The sequence below is a fragment of the Streptomyces sp. NPDC048254 genome (genome assembly GCF_043201895.1).
Classification (GTDB): Bacteria; Actinomycetota; Actinomycetes; order Streptomycetales; family Streptomycetaceae; genus Streptomyces.
Map to the genome: position 1 here is coordinate 205821 of NZ_JBICZJ010000002.1, position 16681 is coordinate 222501.

Genomic DNA, 16681 nt, shown 5'->3' on the forward strand with positions numbered 1-16681 from the left:
GGCGAATTCAGTGGGCCGTCGGGCAGGCGGCAGCCGTCCCGCTGACGCGCACCCCCTGGGCGGGAATGCGGATGCCGCAGGACAGCCGCAACTGGGCGGGCAGCTCGTTCTCCGCGCCGACGTGGGAGTGGCAGCCCACCACGGCCTCGCGCAGAATCGTTTCGCTGCCGATGGAGGCGTCGTGGTCCACCACGGACTCGTGGATCCGGGCGCCCTCGGCCACGGTGACGCGCTCGCCGACGATGGAGCGGTCGACGACCACGTGCGGGCCGATGACGGCGCCCGGGCCGATCGTCGAGCCGCCCGTGACGCGGGCGGTGGGGTCGACGATGGCCGTGGGATGGATCAGGGCCTCGGCGGGCGGGCCGACCAGCGGCGAGGCCGCCCTGCCGGTGACCAGGTCGGCGGAGCCGTGCACGAAGGCCAGCGGGGTGCCGAGGTCACGCCAGTAGTCGGCGGTGGTGTGGCCGAAGACGCGGTCGCCCCGGGCGACGAGCCCCGGGAAGGTCTCCTGCTCGACCGAGACCTCGCGGTCGGCCGGGATGGCGTCGAGGACCGACCGGCGGAAGACGTAGCAGCCGGCGTTGATCTGGTCGGTGACGCACTCCTCGGCCGTCTTGGGCTTCTCCAGGAAGGCGAGCACCCGGCCGCTCCCGTCGGTGGGGACGAGCCCGAAGGCGCGCGGGTCGGCGACCCGGGTGAGGTGCAGGGTGACATCGGCTCGCCGGGCCTCGTGCTGCTCCAGGACGGCGCGCAGGTCGACGCCGGAGAGGATGTCGCCGTTGAGGACGAGGACCGGGGCGTGGGATGGGCCGCGCAGCAGGCGGCCGGCGTTGCGGATGGCGCCGCCGGTGCCCAGCGGTACCTCCTCGACGGCGTAGGAGATCTCCAGGTCCTGGGAGAAGCCCCGGAACTCGTCCTCGAAGAGGTCGGCGAGATACGAGGTGGCGAACACCAGGTGCTCGACACCGGCCGCCATCAGCTTGGCCACCTGGTGGCGGATGAAGGAGGAGCCCGCGACGCCGAGCAGCGGCTTCGGGGTGTGGTTGGTCAGTGGGCGCAGGCGGGTTCCCTTGCCGCCCACCAGAATGATGGCTTCTTGCATGATTGCCTCGCTCGGTCAGCTAGCGGTGTCAGTCCCGGGGCCCGCGTAGTCGGAGGTGAAACAGGACTTGATCGCCTTCTCGGAGAGGGAGCGACCGGCGAAGTCGAGCCGGGAGGCAACCTTGTCGTCGGGCTTGTCGTTGGGGTCGTCGTCGAAGTAGATCGACCACCAGTAGACGCCGCTCATCTTCCGTTCCTGGACCACCCGGCAGACGGCGGTGTACCAGTTGGCCTGCACCCGGAGGTTGACGGCGCGCTTGGTGTAGAAGTTGCCGGGGGAGTGGTAGGCGCCGTTCATGGCGCCGATGCCGGCCTCGGCGACGGTGATCTTCGGCAGGGTGCCGGTGGCCTTCTTGTCCAGCCACTTGTCCCAGCCGTCGACGAGGGTGTCCACCGGGGCGTCGTCGTCGACCTTGACGGGGAAGTACGCGTCGATGCCGAGGTGGCTGACGGGCATGGAGATCGGGCCGCTGACGTAGTTGTCCCAGTTCGCGTCGTACGCGACCTCGCCGGTGAACTCCTTCTCGGCCCTGTCCACGAGCGCGTCCCAGCGTTTGTCGCCCTCCATGGAGTTCAGCTCGGTGCCGATGACGAAGGTCGCCGCCTTCTCGCCCTGGGCCGCCTTCAGGTAGGGCGTCAGGAACTTCTCGTACGAGGCGAACCAGGCGTCGCGGTCGGAGGGGGCGATGTTCCCGCGCCAGTTGCCGTCCGCGATGTCGAGCGACGTCTCGTCCATGAGCGGCCGTACGGTCGTGCGCAGTCCGGCCTCGTGGAAGATCGCCAGTATCCGGGCGAGCCGCTCGGGGGTCGGGGTCTTGGCGCCGCCGGTGACCTTCGTCGAGGACTTGGTCCCGGTGAAGAACGGGAAGGAGACGCTGACGGCGTTGGCGTGCAGGCCGACCAGGTAGTTCGCGTGGAGCCGGGCCTGCTTCTCCACGTATTCGAGGGAGTGCTCGGGATTGTCCTCCCAGTAGAGCTGGACGCCCCACTGCGGCATGCCCTTCTTCCACTCCTTGTCGACCTTGGCGACCTCGGTGTTCTCCGAAGCGGCCGCGGTGCCGGTGCCGGACTTGGACCCGGCCGGGTGGGTGGGCTCGCTGCCGTCGAGCACCAGGTGGGGCATGAGCGATCCGGACGACCACTGCAGGGGGTGGTCGCCGATCACGAAGGGAGCCGCGACCACGAGGGAGACGACGGTGACGGGGAGCACGGCGAGCATGGGCAGGCGTGCGCGCTTCATGGGTGTGAGGTCTCTTCCGGATCAGGCGGGCTTGGCGATGACGACGAACTTGTTCTCCTCACGGCGGAGGAACTTCCAGAGGCCCTTGATGCCCCCGATTCCTTCGATGAGGGAGAAGTAGGGCAGCAGCAGGAGGACCGCCATCGGCTCCCACCACCTGCGCCGGCCGCTGACCGAGGCGATCGCGTTGAGCCGCAGCCCTTCCCAGTAGGCCCAGATCACGTACGCGAAGCTGATCGACCACAGAAGGACCACGGACTGGGTCACGGGCGAGGTGTTCATGTCGCCGATGAACCAGGCGACGAAGATGATCGTGCCGACGTGCTGGAGAGGCCCGAGGATCCAGCTCGTCACGCAGATGGTCAGGAACCAGCGGTAGCGCAGCGGGACCCTGCGGTTGAAGCAGAGGGCGACCAGGCCCCAGGCCCAGCGCTCGCGCTGCTTGATGAAGTCCTTGGCGTTGGCCGGTGAGGCGCCGTAGCAGCGGCCGTTGAACCAGTCGCTGCGGCCCGGGTAGAGACGGCAGAAGGTCAGGGCGAGCCGGGCGTCCTCGACGATCTCCTTGGGGCCGAAGTCCCAGCCGATCTCGGCCTCGATGGAGGCACGGATGACGAGCAGCTCGCCGTGTACGCCGGCGGCCGGGGTGCCGAGGCCGGTGAAGGCCCGGAAGCGCGCGATGTCGTCGGCGGGGCGGATGGCATCGGCGAACCAGGTCAGCAGGGACACCGCGTTCTCGCGCGGGTAGGCCAGGATGCCCTGCGCCATGTGCTTGACCTCTTCGGGGGTCGCACGGCGCTGGCGGTTGATGAACTGGGCGAGGGACGCCGAGGTGTCGGGGCCGACGCCGGTGTCGTCGTCCATGTGCAGCACCCAGACGTGGTCGAGGGCCTCGCGCTCCTCGATGCGCAGCTCGTGGGCGTAGTTGTTGGCACGGGCCTTGAAGCGGGTGCCGTTCTCGGTCTCGTACGCCTTGGGCACGGTGACCACGCGGATCAGCGGGCTGACCGCGGCCAGCTCGTCGATCCGCGCCCCGGCCTCGCAGCCCTCCTCGGTGAGCACGTCCACGCGCATGTACGGGAACCACTCGGGGAGGTGCTCCACGTAGGAGAGGACGGAGCGTTCCAGGGCCGGGTAGGTGTCGTGCCGCCCGATGGTGGGGACGAGGACGATCAGGAAGTCCTGGTCCACCAGAGCCGGCGGGGTCATCAGATGCGCCTTGCGGAGCCGGCGGCGGATGAGGAAGAACCCCTGGACTGACACGAGTACACCGGGAACCGGAAGCGCCCAGCAGATGGTGATGAGCCATGCCAGCGGCGAGTGGCTGGGCGTGTACGACCAGAGGCTGAACAGGGTCAGGAAGACCAGCGGGATCAGGAACGGCAGGATGCCCGGTTTCCAGGCGGCGGTGCGCTTCGCCAGTTTCGCGGTGTGCCGGGACTGCGGCGCACCGCCGTCGACCGTTGTCGATGCCATGACGGCTGTGGAACTCCCCGTGAGATCGGTGGCGCGCGGAGGCATCGACGGACCTCGGCCGCGGCATGGCAAGGCATGCCAGGACGGCTTCGCTGTTCCGGGTTCGATCCCCCGCGCCTTCTATAGGCGCCTCGGCCAGCCGCCTCTCAGATGCCCCCCCGGGCGCCCGAACCACTGACCGAACAGAGCAGCGATCATTGCATGTATGTGCGGTACATGGGAACGCGTGTGTGGAAGTTGTGTTCGGAAGTTAACCTCAGTGACTTTTGTTCAGTGATTCCCAGTCCACATCCGAAACGTCGACGGAGCGTCCGCCGGTTATCACTTTCGGTGAGCCGTAGGTTCGCTTCACATCGGCCGTGGTGTTCTTCGCCCGGGGCTCGGCGAGATTGTCGTACGACAGCGCCTGGCCCCACACCGTCCACATGACCCACGGCGTCCGGGTGAGGGTCCGGGGCTGCGCCGCGTTCAGCGGGACGTGGAAGGACTCGGCGACGACACGCGGCTTGCGGTACTCCTCCAGGCCCCGGTACCAGACCTCGGTCCAGGCGCCGCCGATCGGTTCGGCCGGGGTGTCGCTGTAGTCGTCCACGCCGACGACGTCGACATAGCGGCCGCCCGGGTAGTACGCCCCGGGCCGGCGGCCGTAGGTGCCGTCCCAGGAACTCGGCGACCAGACGAAGATCAGGTTGTGCAGGCCGCGGCGGTGCACCAGATGGTCGTGGGCCAGCCGCCACAGCTTCCGGAAGGCGGCCGGATCCTGCCCCGCCCACCAGAAGCCGTGGCCAGGCCGGGTGTTCATCTCGTGGTACGGGCGCAGCAGCACCGGCACCCCCTGGTCGGCGAGATAGCCGAGATGGTCCGCGAGGAAGTCGAGGTCGTGCAGCAGGGCCCGGTGCTCGGCGCTGCCCGGGGTGACCACCCGGCCGAACCAGCCGCGGTCCTTCGCGCCGGGGGAGTTGCGCAGCAGGGTCTGCTCGAACCCCTTGACCGCGCTGCCCGGGTAGGGCTGGTGGAAGGAGAAGCCGACCAGGCCCGCGGGACCGCCGCCGTTGTGCGGCAGGGAGACCTCGGCGCCGGAGGCGCAGTCCCGGTGGGTGCCGGAGGGCCGGTAGGAGCCGTCGGCCGCCCGGGGCAGACCCGACCACACACCGACCGCGAGGTCCACGGCGTCCTCGGTGTACCCCCAGAAGCGCCGGCAGGCCGGCCAGGCCCGGGAGTAGGAGCGTGCCGTGCCCACCGCCCAGCCGGGCTGCCCGTAACCGGGGCCGAGGTCCAGCTCCACGAAACCGGGCAGCCGTCCGGCGATGTCCCGGGCCTTGCGGTAGTAGTAGCCCGGCTGCTTGGTGCCCCGGTAGTCGCCGTACCCCGCGTTGTAGCGCTCGTTCTGCAGCTCCACGTGCTGCCCGATCACCGTGCGGGTCGCACGGCCGCGGCGGGCGTCGTTCTCCAGGCCGGCCAGCAGCGCGTAGACCCGGCGGGCCGCGGGCGTCGCCTCGGGGTCACGGTCCCGCAGGTCGGTGGGGACGAGCCGCGGGACCCGCGCGGCGTCCGCGTCGTCGTGCCAGGCCCGCCACAGCGCCAGCGGACCCAGCAGTCCGGCGGCGGCACCCGCCCCGATGAGCCCGACCCGTCCCCGCATCCGCATGACCTTCACCCGCCCCCGTTCCCACCCCGACCGAACCCCGAGGCCATTGTGCCGCTGGTCAGACCCTAGGCGGGCTCGACGATGAGCCAGGCGACGGTCGAGGTGTCGCCGGCGGCTCCCTTGACGGTGAACGACGTGCCGGCGGTGCGTCCCGACACGTAGGCCACCCCGGCCGGTGCGCCGCCGGTGCCCGCCGAGTCGCCGAAGGTGAAGCCGTGGCCGTCGTTGTCGACGCAGTGCACCTGGTTGAGCTGGAAGGCGGCCGCGTCGATGGCCTTCTGGATGGCCGGCTGGTCGTCGGTGGAGTCGTCGCCGAGGGCGCCGTACACGGTGTCCCGCACGTTGAGCCAGCCCGCGCCGGTGCCGGAGGCGGCGGCCGCCGGGGCCGCGGTGGCGACCGTGGTGGCGAGAGCCGTGCCGCCGAGCCCGGCCGCACCGGCGAGCAGTCTGCGTCTGGACGTGTCCGTCACGAGTCCCCCCAAGGGCTCGGCGACCGGTGATCTCCTTGATCACCGGTCGGGCCCGGGGAGAGTCTCACGCGCTCAGCGGCTCCGTCACTGGTTCGCGGCCGCCGAGGCCTGGGCCTCGCCCCGCCTGCGGATCTGCCGGAAGGTGAACTCCGCCAGGTCGTCACCGGTCTGGAAGACCTTGGTGTCCTTGGTGGTGACGTCCTTGCCGTTGAGGAAGCCCGCGGTGGTGAAGTAGGCGTACCGGCCGTAGGAGTTGGTCGTCGTACGGCAGACGCCGGAGGCGCAGAAGGCCTTCACCCCGGAGCCGGCCAGTGCGGTGACGAAGCCCTTCTTGTCGGCCTCGGTCTTGGCCTTGGCCGCCTGCGCCTCGGTGTCGAAGACGGCCACGCCGACCGTCACCGCGGCGCCGTCCTTGAAGTAGGTGACGCGCAGCAGCCGGGTGCAGTCGTTCTTGGTGAGGATGTTCGGGAGGGTGCCCTTGGCGGCCGTGGCGCACTTCTTGGTGTCGGCCGTGGCGCCCTTCTTGTACACCGTCTCGCCCATGGTCAGCTGGGTGCCCGGGAAGAGGGTCTCGGCGCTGAGGGGCGCCGTGTCCTTCTTCACACTGGATATGAACTCCTCGGGATCCAGCGGCGGCGGCGCACTGGTCGGCGCGAACGACGGCGTCGAGTCCGCCGAATCGCTCGGCAGCGAGGCGCTCGCGGGCAGGTTGCTGGGTGTGCCCGAGGCGTTGTTGTCGCCGTTCGCGGACACCACGGCCATGGCGACGGCCGTGCCGATCGCCAGCGTGGCGACCACGCCACCACCGATGAACAGCACTCTGCGCCGCTTGTTCCGCGTCTCCGAGGCCTCGGCGAGTGCGGCCCAGTCCGGGGTCTGGTCGGCGCCGCCGTTCCAGGGCTGCTGCGACTGCGGTTTCCAGGGATCCCACTGGGACTGGGGTCCCCCCTGCCCATAGCTCATGGGGCGCATCTTAGACGGGGCCCGGGGGTACTGGTGCGACAGTACGAAGGGTGATAGTGGACCTTTGGGGCACGGCGGAGCATCCCGGCGTCATCGCGTGCCTCCGATGTCGGCGGGAGCTCGTTTTGACCCGTCAGGGGGCAGCCTTGTAGGCTTCCTCTTCGTTGTGTATTGGCTCGCTCATTCTCACGGGAGTGGCCTCTACCTAGGTTCCCTGGAGCAGTTACCAGTGGGCGGCATACGGGCAGCGTCCCCGGCATTGTCGTCCCCAGCTGCACGATCGCTTCAGTGATGCCATGTGTCAGCACCCATCCACTGAAGAAGAAGGCTGCGAAGTGCGTACGTACAGCCCCAAGCCCGGCGATGTGACTCGCCAGTGGCACGTCATTGACGCTCAGGACATCGTCCTGGGTCGTCTCGCCACCACTGCCGCGTCCCTTCTGCGGGGCAAGCACAAGCCGATCTACGCTCCTCACGTCGACACCGGTGACTTCGTCATCATCATCAACGCCGACAAGGTGCACCTGTCCGGCAACAAGCGGACCCAGAAGATGGCGTACCGCCACTCCGGCTACCCGGGTGGTCTGCGCTCCGTCCGCTACGACGAGCTGCTGGACAAGAACCCCGAGAAGGCCATCGAGAAGGCCGTCAAGGGCATGCTCCCCAAGAACACGCTGGGCCGTCAGATGCTCTCGAAGCTGAAGGTCTACAAGGGTGACGTGCACCCGCACGCTGCGCAGCAGCCGGTGCCGTTCGAGATCACCCAGGTCGCGCAGTAAGTCCGGCCACCCCCTAAGACTGAAGAGAATCTGAGGAGAATCGTGGCCGAGACCACCGTTGAGCAGCCGGTCGAAGAGACCGAGACCGAGCTGGTCGACATCGACAGCTACACCACCGAGTCCGAGGTCCCCGTCGAGGGTGAGTACACCTCGGAGTCCCTCGCGTCCCGCTTCGGCGACCCGCAGCCGGCCGCCGGCCTGGGCCGTCGCAAGAACGCCATCGCCCGCGTCCGGATCGTCCCGGGCACCGGCAAGTGGAAGATCAACGGTCGTACCCTTGAGGACTACTTCCCCAACAAGGTGCACCAGCAGGAAGTCAACGAGCCCTTCAAGGTGCTGGAGCTCGAGGGCCGCTACGACGTCGTCGCCCGCATCGCCGGTGGCGGTGTCTCCGGCCAGGCCGGTGCGCTCCGTCTCGGTGTCGCCCGCGCCCTGAACGAGGCCGACGTCGACAACAACCGCGGCCCGCTCAAGAAGGCCGGCTTCCTCAAGCGCGACGACCGTGCGGTCGAGCGCAAGAAGGCCGGTCTGAAGAAGGCCCGCAAGGCCCCGCAGTACAGCAAGCGTTAATCGCTCGCTGCCTGCCCGTACGCATATACGGGCCTGGCCCGCGTATCCGGGCTCTGGGTCTGCGCGTACTCCGAACGCCCCGGCGGCACGCCACATGTGCCGTCGGGGCGTTCGTTTATCCCAGCCAAGGGCGTATAACGACACAAGACGCTCAAAGGCTGGTGTGATCGCATGACTAAGCGCCTGCCATCATTTCCTGGCAGCAAAGACGCTTCTTCAGGAGGACAAGTGGGACGACTCTTCGGCACGGACGGCGTGCGCGGCGTCGCCAACGCGGACCTGACGGCCGAGATGGCGCTCGCGCTGTCGGTGGCGGCGGCGCACGTGCTGGCCGAGGCGGGCACGTTCGAGGGCCACCGGCCGAAGGCGGTCGTCGGACGGGATCCCCGCGCCTCCGGGGAGTTCCTGGAAGCGGCCGTGGTCGCGGGCCTGGCGAGCGCGGGCGTCGACGTCCTGCGTGTCGGCGTGCTGCCCACCCCGGCGGTCGCCTTCCTGACCGGCGCACTCGGCGCCGACCTCGGCGTCATGCTCTCCGCCAGCCACAACGCCATGCCCGACAACGGCATCAAGTTCTTCGCCCGCGGCGGCCACAAGCTCGCCGACGAGCTGGAGGACCGGATCGAGGCGGTCTACGAGTCCCACCGCCACGGCGAGCCCTGGGAGCGGCCCACCGGCGCGGGCGTCGGCCGGGTGCGGTCCTACGACGAGGGCTCCGAGCAGTACATCGCCCACCTGCTGTCGGTCCTCCCGAACCGGCTCGACGGGCTGAAGATCGTCCTGGACGAAGCGCACGGCGCGGCCGCGGGGGTCTCGCCGGAGGCGTTCCGCCGGGCCGGCGCGGACCTCGTCACGATCGGCGCGGAGCCGGACGGGCTCAACATCAACGACGGCTGCGGCTCCACCCACCTGGGCAAGCTGAAGGCCGCGGTCGTCGAGCACGGGGCCGCCTTCGGCATCGCGCACGACGGTGACGCGGACCGGTGCCTCGCCGTCGACCACACCGGCGAGGAGATCGACGGCGACCAGATCCTGGCCGTGCTGGCGCTGGCCATGCGGGAACGGGGTGCGCTGCGCTCGGACACCGTCGTCGCCACCGTCATGTCCAACCTCGGCTTCAAGCTGGCGCTGGAGCGGGAAGGGCTGCACCTCGTCCAGACCGCGGTCGGCGACCGGTACGTCCTGGAGGAGATGAAGGAGCACGGGTACGCCCTCGGCGGCGAGCAGTCCGGGCACGTCATCATCCTCGACCACGCGACGACCGGTGACGGCACGCTGACCGGGCTGCTGCTGGCGGCGCGGGTCGCTCAGACCGGGCGGTCGCTGCGGGAGCTGGCGGGCGTGATGGAGCGGCTGCCGCAGGTGCTGATCAACGTGCCGGACGTCGACAAGTCCCGGGTGAAGACCTCCGGGGACCTGGCGGCGGCGGTCGCGGAGGCGGAGCGGGAGCTGGGGGAGACGGGGCGCGTGCTGCTTCGCCCTTCGGGCACCGAGCCGTTGGTCCGGGTGATGGTGGAGGCCGCGGACATCGAGCAGGCCCGGTCGGTGGCGGGGCGGTTGGCCGACGCCGTGAAGTCCGCGCTGGGGTAGGTTTTTCGCCGGTTCGGGGCGGCGGGGGATGTGCGGTGCGGGCCGCGGGTTCGTCGTGGCCGATCGCGCAGTTCCTCCCCCGGCCTTCGGCTGGGGGTACCCCCAGCGCCCCTTCGGTGCCTGCCTTCGTGAACGGGCCGTTCTAGAGCTTGCGCAGCCTCAGTCGCTGCACCTTGTGGTCCGGGCCCTTGCGGACGACCAGGGTGGCGCGGCCGCGGGTGGGGGCGATGTTCTCGACCAGGTTGGCCCTGTTGATGGTGCGCCACAGACCGCGGGCGTACTCCAGGGCCTCCTCCTCGGACACCTGGGTGTACTTCGTGAAGTACGAGTCCGGGTTCTGGAAGGCGGTCGCGCGCAGCTTGCGGAAGCGGTTGAGGTACCAGCGCTCGATGTCCTCGGCGCTCGCGTCGACGTACACGCTGAAGTCGAAGTAGTCGGCGAGGCCGACCCGGGTGCGGCCGTCCTTGCCGGGGAGGGCGGGCTGGAGGACGTTGAGCCCTTCGACGATCAGGATGTCCGGGCGCCGGACGGTGAGCTTCCGGTCCGGCACGATGTCGTAGATCAGGTGCGAGTAGACGGGGGCGGTGACCTCGTCCTTGCCGGCCTTGATGTCGGCGACGAAGCGGGTCAGGGCCCGGCGGTCGTACGACTCCGGGAAGCCCTTGCGTGCCATCAGACCGCGGGCTTCGAGTTCCTCGGTGGGGAGCAGGAAACCGTCCGTCGTCACCAGCTCGACGCGCGGGTGCTCGGGCCAGCGGGAGAGCAGGGCCTGCAGGAGCCGGGCGACGGTCGACTTCCCGACGGCCACCGAGCCGGCCACGCCTATGACGAACGGGGTGCCGGACTGGGAGCCCTGCTCGCCGAGGAAGGTGTTCAGGGCACCTCTGAGCCCGTCAGTGGCACCGACGTACAGATTGAGCAGGCGGGACAGCGGGAGGTAGATGTCCCGCACCTCGTCGAGGTCGATGACGTCGCCGAGGCCACGTAGCTTCTCGACCTCCTCGGCGGTGAGCGGCAACGGCGTCTTGTCGCGCAGCGCGCTCCACTCGGAACGGGTGAGGTCGACGTAGGGAGTCGCCTCCGGCCTGTGCCGGTGGGCGCTCCGGGGCATCGGGGAGACCGGAGAGATCACATTCCATTGTTAACGGAGTTTGAACTGGGTGGGGGGTGGGGTCGGTCACGTGGGGCTTCGGTCAGGTGAAGTCGGCACAGGCAAGGTGGACGCCGCAGACCCGGCACCGGAAGAGGTGGGCGGTCGGCGGGCCGTCCTTGTCGAGCGAGTCCAGCAGGCCGTCGCCCTGCCCGGCCGGCCACTGCCAGTGCGTCAGCCAGTACCCTTGCGCAGTATGAGGCTTCTGCCCGCCAGCTGTGCGAGCGACTTGGCGCGTGCGACGAAGATCTCCGGATCGTCCATCGTGGCAGTCACCCGCGGCGGATAGATCTCGGAATCGACGTGGCCGGGAAACGCGTCACGCAACGCAGTCAGCACGTTCGTCTGATCAGGCTCGGGAAGTTCCCCGAGGAACACATAGCCCGATGCGACACCTGCGGCGACGTCACGCTTTGCCTGATCGTCTGTCACATGCCGGAGAACAAAAGTGGCCACATCGTCGAAGAGGGCGGAAGTGGCGAACCAGTTGAGGTCCTCTCCCGGCCCGCTGGATGGGAGTGAGACGAGCTTTGTCATCGGTTCCCTTCCTCTCGCAGTCCTGCCGGGTGGTCATGCGCCGGTCGAGCGCGGGTCATGGTAGGCGCACGGCGGCCCGGCCGGGCAAGCGACTTCGTGCGAGGAGCGGCGAGGGGAACCGGGATCGGCGCGATGATTTCCGATTTCGGGCACGCTGAGCCGTGTTCGGGCGGGGGTCGGCACTTAGGCTGCCGCTCATGTGCGGAATCGTGGGATACGTGGGGGCGCAGTCGGCGCTCGATGTGGTGGTCGCCGGGCTGAAGCGGCTGGAGTACCGCGGGTACGACTCCGCGGGCGTCGCCGTGCTCGCGGACGGCGGGCTGGCCTCGGCGAAGAAAGCCGGGAAGCTGGTCAACCTGGAGAAGGAGCTGACGGAGCGGCCGCTGCCGGCCGGTGCCACCGGGATCGGGCACACCCGCTGGGCCACGCACGGCGGCCCGACGGACGCCAACGCGCATCCGCACCTCGACAACGCGGGCCGGGCCGCCGTCGTCCACAACGGGATCATCGAGAACTTCGCCGCGCTGCGCGCCGAGTTGGCGGAGCGCGGGCACGACCTCGCCTCCGAGACGGACACCGAGGTGGTCGCGCACCTGCTGGCGGAGGAGTTCTCCGTGACCGCCGATCTCGCGGAGGCGATGCGGCTGGTGTGCCGGCGTCTGGAGGGCGCGTTCACGCTGGTCGCGGTGCACGCCGACGACCCGGACGTGGTGGTGGGCGCACGCCGGAACTCCCCGCTGGTGGTGGGCGTTGGAGAGGGCGAGGCCTTTCTCGCCTCGGACGTCGCCGCGTTCATCGCCCACACGCGGGCGGCGATCGAGCTGGGCCAGGACCAGGTGGTGGAGCTGCGCCGGGACGGCGTGACGGTGACGGGCTTCGACGGCGCCCCGGCGGACGTCCGCTCGTACCACGTCGACTGGGACGCGTCGGCAGCGGAAAAGGGGGGTTATGACTACTTCATGCTCAAGGAGATCGCCGAGCAGCCCAAGGCGGTCGCCGATACGCTCCTGGGCCGCATCGACGCGGCCGGCTCCCTGACCCTCGACGAGGTCCGGATCGGCGCCACCGAGCTGCGCGAGGTGGACAAGGTCGTCATCGTCGCCTGCGGTACGGCTTTCCACGCCGGCCTGATCGCCAAGTACGCCATCGAGCACTGGACGCGCATCCCCTGCGAGGTGGAGCTGGCCAGCGAGTTCCGGTACCGGGACCCGATCCTGGACTCGCGGAGCCTGGTGATCGCCATCTCCCAGTCCGGCGAGACCATGGACACCCTGATGGCTCTGAGGCATGCGCGGGAGCAGGGCTCGAAGGTCCTGGCGATCTGCAACACCAACGGCTCGACGATCCCGCGCGAGTCGGACGCGGTGCTGTACACCCACGCCGGTCCGGAGGTCGCGGTCGCCTCGACCAAGGCGTTCCTCACCCAGCTGGTGGCCTGCTATCTGGTCGCCCTGTACCTCGGTCAGGTGCGGGGCACCAAGTGGGGTGACGAGGTCGGCGCCGTGATCCGGGACCTCTCGCACATCTCCGGCGAGGTCGAGCGGGTCCTGGAGACCATGGAGCCGGTACGGGAGCTCGCGCGCTCCCTCGCCGACAAGAAGACGGTGCTGTTCCTCGGCCGGCACGTCGGTTACCCGGTCGCCCTCGAAGGCGCCCTGAAGCTCAAGGAACTGGCGTACATGCACGCCGAGGGCTTCGCGGCGGGCGAGCTGAAGCACGGCCCGATCGCGCTGATCGAGGAGGACCTGCCGGTGGTGGTCGTCGTGCCGTCACCGCGCGGCCGGTCCGTCCTCCACGACAAGATCGTCTCCAACATCCAGGAGATCCGGGCCCGGGGTGCGCGCACGATCGTGATCGCGGAGGAGGGGGACGAGGCGGTGGTCCCGTACGCCGACCACCTGATCCGCATCCCGGCCACCCCCACCCTGCTCCAGCCCCTCGTCTCCACGGTCCCCCTCCAGGTCTTCGCCTGCGAACTGGCCACGGCCCGCGGCAACGAGGTCGACCAGCCGCGCAACCTGGCGAAGTCGGTGACGGTGGAGTGAGGCGAGGCGGCCGGGCGGCCCTGCGGCGGCCGGGCGGCTCGTAGAGTGCCCGGGTGAGCATCATCGGGGTAGGGATCGACGTCGCCGAGATCGACCGGTTCCGGGAGTCGCTGGAGCGGACTCCCGGGCTGGCCGGGCGGCTGTTCGTGGAGCGGGAGTTGCTGCTGCCGAGCGGGGAGCGGCGCGGTATCGCCTCGCTCGCGGCCCGGTTCGCGGCCAAGGAGGCGCTGGCCAAGGCGCTGGGGGCGCCGCCCGGGCTGCTCTGGACGGACGCGGAGGTGGTCGTGGAGGACAGCGGACGGCCGCTCCTGCACGTGAAGGGGAGCGTGGCCGCGTGTGCGGCGGAACTCGGCGTGCGGTCCTGGCATGTGTCGCTCAGCCATGACGCCGGGGTGGCGTCGGCGGTGGTGATCGCGGAGGGGTGACCCGGTCGGGGCGGGCGGATGCGCGTCCCGGCGGTTCCGGGGGAGACTCGGGGCATGCGGACTGCTTACAGCGTGGAGACGGTACGGTCGGCCGAGCGGGAGCTGATGGCGCGGCTGCCGGAAGGGGCGCTGATGCAGCGGGCCGTCGCCGGGCTGGCCGCCGCCTGCGCCGACTTGCTCGGACGGGTGTACGGCAGCCGGGTGGTGCTGCTGGTCGGCAGCGGGGACAACGGCGGCGACACGCTGTACGCCGGGGCGCGGCTGGCCAGGAGAGGTGCGGGGGTCGCGGCCGTGCTGCTCGCGCCGGAGCGCACCCACGCCGGCGGCCTGGCGGCGCTGCGCCGGGCCGGCGGCAGGGCCGTACTCGCCGGTGCAGCCGGGGAGTTGATCCTGCGGTCCGATCTCGTCGTGGACGGCATCGTGGGGATCGGTGGGTCGGGCGGGCTGCGACCCGAAGCGGCCGCGCTGGTCGCCCTGGTGGAACGGTCGCGGGCCGCCGTCGTCGCCGTGGACCTGCCCAGCGGGGTGGAGGCGGACAGCGGCGAGGTGCGGGGCGCGGCCGTACGGGCGGACCTGACCGTCACCTTCGGGACGCACAAGCCGGGGCTGCTGATCGATCCGGCGCGGGAGTACGCCGGTTCGGTGCGGCTGGTCGACATCGGGCTCGAACTGCCCGAGGAGGCCGAGCTGGAGGCCTTGCAGGACGTGGACGTGGCACGGCTGCTGCCGACGCCGTCCGCGGAGAGCGACAAGTACCGGCGGGGAGTGGTGGGGATCGCCGCCGGGTCGGCCCGTTATCCCGGGGCCGCGGTGCTCGCCGTCGCGGGGGCGTTGCGGGGCGGGGCCGGGGCCGTACGGTACGTCGGGCCCGCCGGGGACGAGGTGCTGGCGCGCTTTCCCGAGACGCTGGTGTCGGACGGGGGGCCGCGCAAGGCCGGGCGGGTGCAGGCGTGGGTGGTCGGGCCGGGGGCCGGGGACGACGCCGAGACCGTCGCCGAGGTGCTGGAGGCGGACGTGCCGGTGCTGGTCGACGCGGACGGGCTGCGGCTCGCCGACCGGGAAGCGGTGCGTGCTCGTACGGCGCCGACGCTGATGACACCGCACGCCGGGGAGGCGGCGGCGCTGCTGGGGGTACGGCGGGAGGAGGTCGAGTCCGGCCGGCTCGCGGCGGTGCGGGAGTTGGCGGGGGCGTATCAGGCGACGGTGCTGTTGAAGGGGGCGACGACGCTGGTGGCGGAGCCGGGGGGAGGGGTGGCCGTGCGGGTGAACGCGACGGGGACGCCGTGGCTGGCCACCGCGGGGAGTGGGGATGTGCTGTCGGGGCTGGCCGGGTCGTTGCTGGCGTGCGGTCTCGACGGGCGGGACGCGGGGAGTGTGGCGGCGTATCTGCACGGGCTCGCGGGGCGGTTCGCGGCGGAGGGGGCGCCGACGGTCGCGCATGCGGTGGCCGACGAGTTGGGGGCGGCGTGGAGGGGGGTCTTCTCACCCACCCGCCTGACTCGGTAGGCCAAGACCGCACCGTCACGGGGCAGCGCCGTGGTGCGGGTGCGGGTGGGTGGGGGCTGATCGCGCAGTTCCCCGCGCCCCTGACGGGGCGTAGTTGCCCGCGCCTCTGACAGGGCGCAGCCCGGCCGCAATTCGTCCCCCGTACCGCCGGAGGCACCTGCATCCCCCGGGTGACGTCCCCGCGCGGCTCCCCGGAATCCTGACCCCTGCGGGGTTGTCTGATCGCATGATTAGTGGACGAATCCTGCGTTATCGGGGCGGTTCTGCGCGTGGGGTCGCGGGGGCCCTCGTCGCCGCCGTGGTCGTTCTCTGCCTCGGGGCCGGGAGCGTCGCCGCGGACACCGCTCCCAAACCGCCCGCCGCCGTCGCCGAGTCGGAGCTGGTGCCGGGGGTCGCGCCCGGGCCCGGGCAGCCCTGGCAGGTCGACACCCCCGACCAGATGCTGGCGCCGAAGGTGTACACGCCCAGCGCCAAGGAGGACGCCGTCGAGCCCAGGCCGGCGGCGCCGGGGGCGTACGACCTCGTCGAGTACGTGCCGCTCAGCGACGCCGTCGCCAAGGTGAGCTGCTCCAAGCTGACCGGGCCTTACCAGCGGCAGATCGAGCAGTGGCTGAAGCTGAAGGTGGACGGGAAGCAGTCCGTGTCCGACTGCAAGGCCGTCCAGAAGTTCCAGAAGACGTACAAGATCAAGCCGGCCATCGGGTTCGCGGGGCCCGTGACCTGGTACCAGATGATGCTGCTCTCGGCGAAGAAGAACCCGAACGCCAAGAAGAACTGCCCCGTGAAGTCGTACCGGGTCGCCTGTGTCGATCTCAACCGCCAGGTCACCTGGGTGCAGAAGGGCAGCAAGGTGGTCTTCGGGCCGGTGCAGATGCGGAGCGGAAGGAAGGGGTACGCGACCCGCGCCGGGTGGCACACCGTCTACTGGCGGCACAAGAACCACTGGTCGACCCTGTACAACTCGCCCATGCCGTACGCCCAGTTCTTCGACGGCGGCCAGGCCTTCCACGCCGTCTACGGCTCCATCTACACCACCGTCGGCTCCTGGGGCTGCGTGAACCTCAAGCTCGGCGACGCGAAGAAGCTGTGGGGCGTGCTGAAGAAGGGCGACAAGGTGTACGTGTGGGGGCACCGGACGGGTACCTGAACCGGTGCCCGGCGGGTACCCGAGGGTGACCGGGGCC

The 16681-nt window shown here is 70.4% G+C and carries 16 protein-coding genes; 7 read left to right on the forward strand and 9 right to left on the reverse strand.

Annotation, left to right across the window (positions count from 1 at the left end; genetic code table 11):
- Window positions 1–7: 7 nt before the first annotated feature.
- The 6 genes from ACGFZQ_RS06230 to ACGFZQ_RS06255 form a co-directional block, all read right to left on the reverse strand.
- The gene (locus ACGFZQ_RS06230) at window positions 8–1105 is read right to left on the reverse strand and encodes a sugar phosphate nucleotidyltransferase (protein WP_393839379.1); all 1098 of its coding nucleotides are present in this window, start codon (window positions 1103–1105) and stop codon (window positions 8–10) included.
- 15 nt (window positions 1106–1120) lie between these two features.
- Window positions 1121–2344 carry a glycoside hydrolase family 113 gene (locus ACGFZQ_RS06235; RefSeq protein WP_393839380.1) on the reverse strand — a complete coding sequence of 408 codons (1224 nt, stop codon included), beginning with the start codon at window positions 2342–2344 and terminating at the stop codon, window positions 1121–1123.
- A 21-nt stretch (window positions 2345–2365) separates the two neighbouring features.
- Window positions 2366–3817: a glycosyltransferase family 2 protein gene (locus ACGFZQ_RS06240; RefSeq protein ID WP_393839381.1), complete on the reverse strand. Its 1452-nt coding sequence runs from the start codon at window positions 3815–3817 to the stop codon at window positions 2366–2368.
- A gap of 256 nt (window positions 3818–4073) precedes the next feature.
- Window positions 4074–5465, reverse strand: a complete 1392-nt coding sequence (locus ACGFZQ_RS06245) for a glycoside hydrolase family 26 protein (protein ID WP_393839382.1) — start codon at window positions 5463–5465, stop codon at window positions 4074–4076.
- Between the two features lie 65 nt (window positions 5466–5530).
- On the reverse strand, window positions 5531–5935 hold the full coding sequence (locus ACGFZQ_RS06250; protein ID WP_393839383.1) for a hypothetical protein: 405 nt from the start codon (window positions 5933–5935) through the stop codon (window positions 5531–5533).
- 84 nt (window positions 5936–6019) lie between these two features.
- Window positions 6020–6898, reverse strand: coding sequence for a hypothetical protein (locus tag ACGFZQ_RS06255; RefSeq protein ID WP_351693671.1), 879 nt, complete (start codon window positions 6896–6898; stop codon window positions 6020–6022).
- A gap of 335 nt (window positions 6899–7233) precedes the next feature.
- Here ACGFZQ_RS06255 and rplM point away from each other — a divergent pair, with 335 nt between their 5' ends.
- The 3 genes from rplM (at window position 7234) to glmM (ending at window position 9834) form a co-directional block, all read left to right on the forward strand.
- Window positions 7234–7677 (forward strand): 50S ribosomal protein L13, encoded by a 444-nt coding sequence (rplM, locus tag ACGFZQ_RS06260; protein WP_046730621.1) that lies wholly within the window; start codon window positions 7234–7236, stop codon window positions 7675–7677.
- Window positions 7678–7719: 42 nt separating this feature from the next.
- Window positions 7720–8247, forward strand: a complete 528-nt coding sequence (rpsI, locus tag ACGFZQ_RS06265; protein ID WP_046730620.1) for a 30S ribosomal protein S9 — start codon at window positions 7720–7722, stop codon at window positions 8245–8247.
- A gap of 228 nt (window positions 8248–8475) precedes the next feature.
- Complete coding sequence (gene glmM, locus ACGFZQ_RS06270) at window positions 8476–9834, forward strand: phosphoglucosamine mutase (RefSeq protein ID WP_393839384.1); 1359 nt, start codon at window positions 8476–8478, stop codon at window positions 9832–9834.
- A gap of 142 nt (window positions 9835–9976) precedes the next feature.
- Here glmM and coaA read toward each other — a convergent pair whose 3' ends face one another.
- The 3 genes from coaA to ACGFZQ_RS06285 all read right to left on the reverse strand — a co-directional run bounded on the left by coaA (window position 9977) and on the right by ACGFZQ_RS06285 (window position 11521).
- Complete coding sequence (coaA, locus tag ACGFZQ_RS06275) at window positions 9977–10945, reverse strand: type I pantothenate kinase (RefSeq protein WP_393839385.1); 969 nt, start codon at window positions 10943–10945, stop codon at window positions 9977–9979.
- A gap of 82 nt (window positions 10946–11027) precedes the next feature.
- The gene (locus ACGFZQ_RS06280) at window positions 11028–11162 is read right to left on the reverse strand and encodes a CbrC family protein (protein WP_393839860.1); all 135 of its coding nucleotides are present in this window, start codon (window positions 11160–11162) and stop codon (window positions 11028–11030) included.
- Window positions 11159–11521 carry a hypothetical protein gene (locus tag ACGFZQ_RS06285; protein ID WP_393839386.1) on the reverse strand — a complete coding sequence of 121 codons (363 nt, stop codon included), beginning with the start codon at window positions 11519–11521 and terminating at the stop codon, window positions 11159–11161. The genes ACGFZQ_RS06280 and ACGFZQ_RS06285 overlap by 4 nt, the downstream gene beginning before the upstream one ends.
- A gap of 197 nt (window positions 11522–11718) precedes the next feature.
- Between ACGFZQ_RS06285 and glmS the strand changes: the two genes are divergently transcribed.
- The 4 genes from glmS to ACGFZQ_RS06305 all read left to right on the forward strand — a co-directional run bounded on the left by glmS (window position 11719) and on the right by ACGFZQ_RS06305 (window position 16644).
- Complete coding sequence (glmS, locus tag ACGFZQ_RS06290; protein ID WP_393839387.1) at window positions 11719–13566, forward strand: glutamine--fructose-6-phosphate transaminase (isomerizing); 1848 nt, start codon at window positions 11719–11721, stop codon at window positions 13564–13566.
- Between the two features lie 53 nt (window positions 13567–13619).
- Complete coding sequence (locus tag ACGFZQ_RS06295) at window positions 13620–13991, forward strand: holo-ACP synthase (RefSeq protein WP_351742222.1); 372 nt, start codon at window positions 13620–13622, stop codon at window positions 13989–13991.
- A gap of 54 nt (window positions 13992–14045) precedes the next feature.
- Entirely contained in the window at window positions 14046–15497 is a 1452-nt protein-coding gene (locus ACGFZQ_RS06300; protein ID WP_393839388.1) for an NAD(P)H-hydrate dehydratase, read from the forward strand.
- A gap of 226 nt (window positions 15498–15723) precedes the next feature.
- Entirely contained in the window at window positions 15724–16644 is a 921-nt protein-coding gene (locus ACGFZQ_RS06305; protein WP_393839389.1) for a L,D-transpeptidase, read from the forward strand.
- Window positions 16645–16681 lie beyond the last annotated feature (37 nt).

What these genes read in the sequence shown, in the direction of transcription:
- ACGFZQ_RS06230 (WP_393839379.1), bottom strand. Translation starts at nt 1,105, where the DNA reads ATGCAAGAAGCCATCATTCTGGTGGGCGGCAAGGGAACCCGCCTGCGC.
- ACGFZQ_RS06235 (WP_393839380.1), bottom strand. Translation starts at nt 2,344, where the DNA reads ATGAAGCGCGCACGCCTGCCCATGCTCGCCGTGCTCCCCGTCACCGTC.
- ACGFZQ_RS06240 (WP_393839381.1), bottom strand. Translation starts at nt 3,817, where the DNA reads ATGGCATCGACAACGGTCGACGGCGGTGCGCCGCAGTCCCGGCACACC.
- ACGFZQ_RS06245 (WP_393839382.1), bottom strand. Translation starts at nt 5,465, where the DNA reads ATGCGGATGCGGGGACGGGTCGGGCTCATCGGGGCGGGTGCCGCCGCC.
- ACGFZQ_RS06255 (WP_351693671.1), bottom strand. Translation starts at nt 6,898, where the DNA reads ATGAGCTATGGGCAGGGGGGACCCCAGTCCCAGTGGGATCCCTGGAAA.
- coaA (WP_393839385.1), bottom strand. Translation starts at nt 10,945, where the DNA reads ATGCCCCGGAGCGCCCACCGGCACAGGCCGGAGGCGACTCCCTACGTC.
- ACGFZQ_RS06285 (WP_393839386.1), bottom strand. Translation starts at nt 11,521, where the DNA reads ATGACAAAGCTCGTCTCACTCCCATCCAGCGGGCCGGGAGAGGACCTC.
- glmS (WP_393839387.1), top strand. Translation starts at nt 11,719, where the DNA reads ATGTGCGGAATCGTGGGATACGTGGGGGCGCAGTCGGCGCTCGATGTG.
- ACGFZQ_RS06300 (WP_393839388.1), top strand. Translation starts at nt 14,046, where the DNA reads ATGCGGACTGCTTACAGCGTGGAGACGGTACGGTCGGCCGAGCGGGAG.
- ACGFZQ_RS06305 (WP_393839389.1), top strand. Translation starts at nt 15,724, where the DNA reads ATGATTAGTGGACGAATCCTGCGTTATCGGGGCGGTTCTGCGCGTGGG.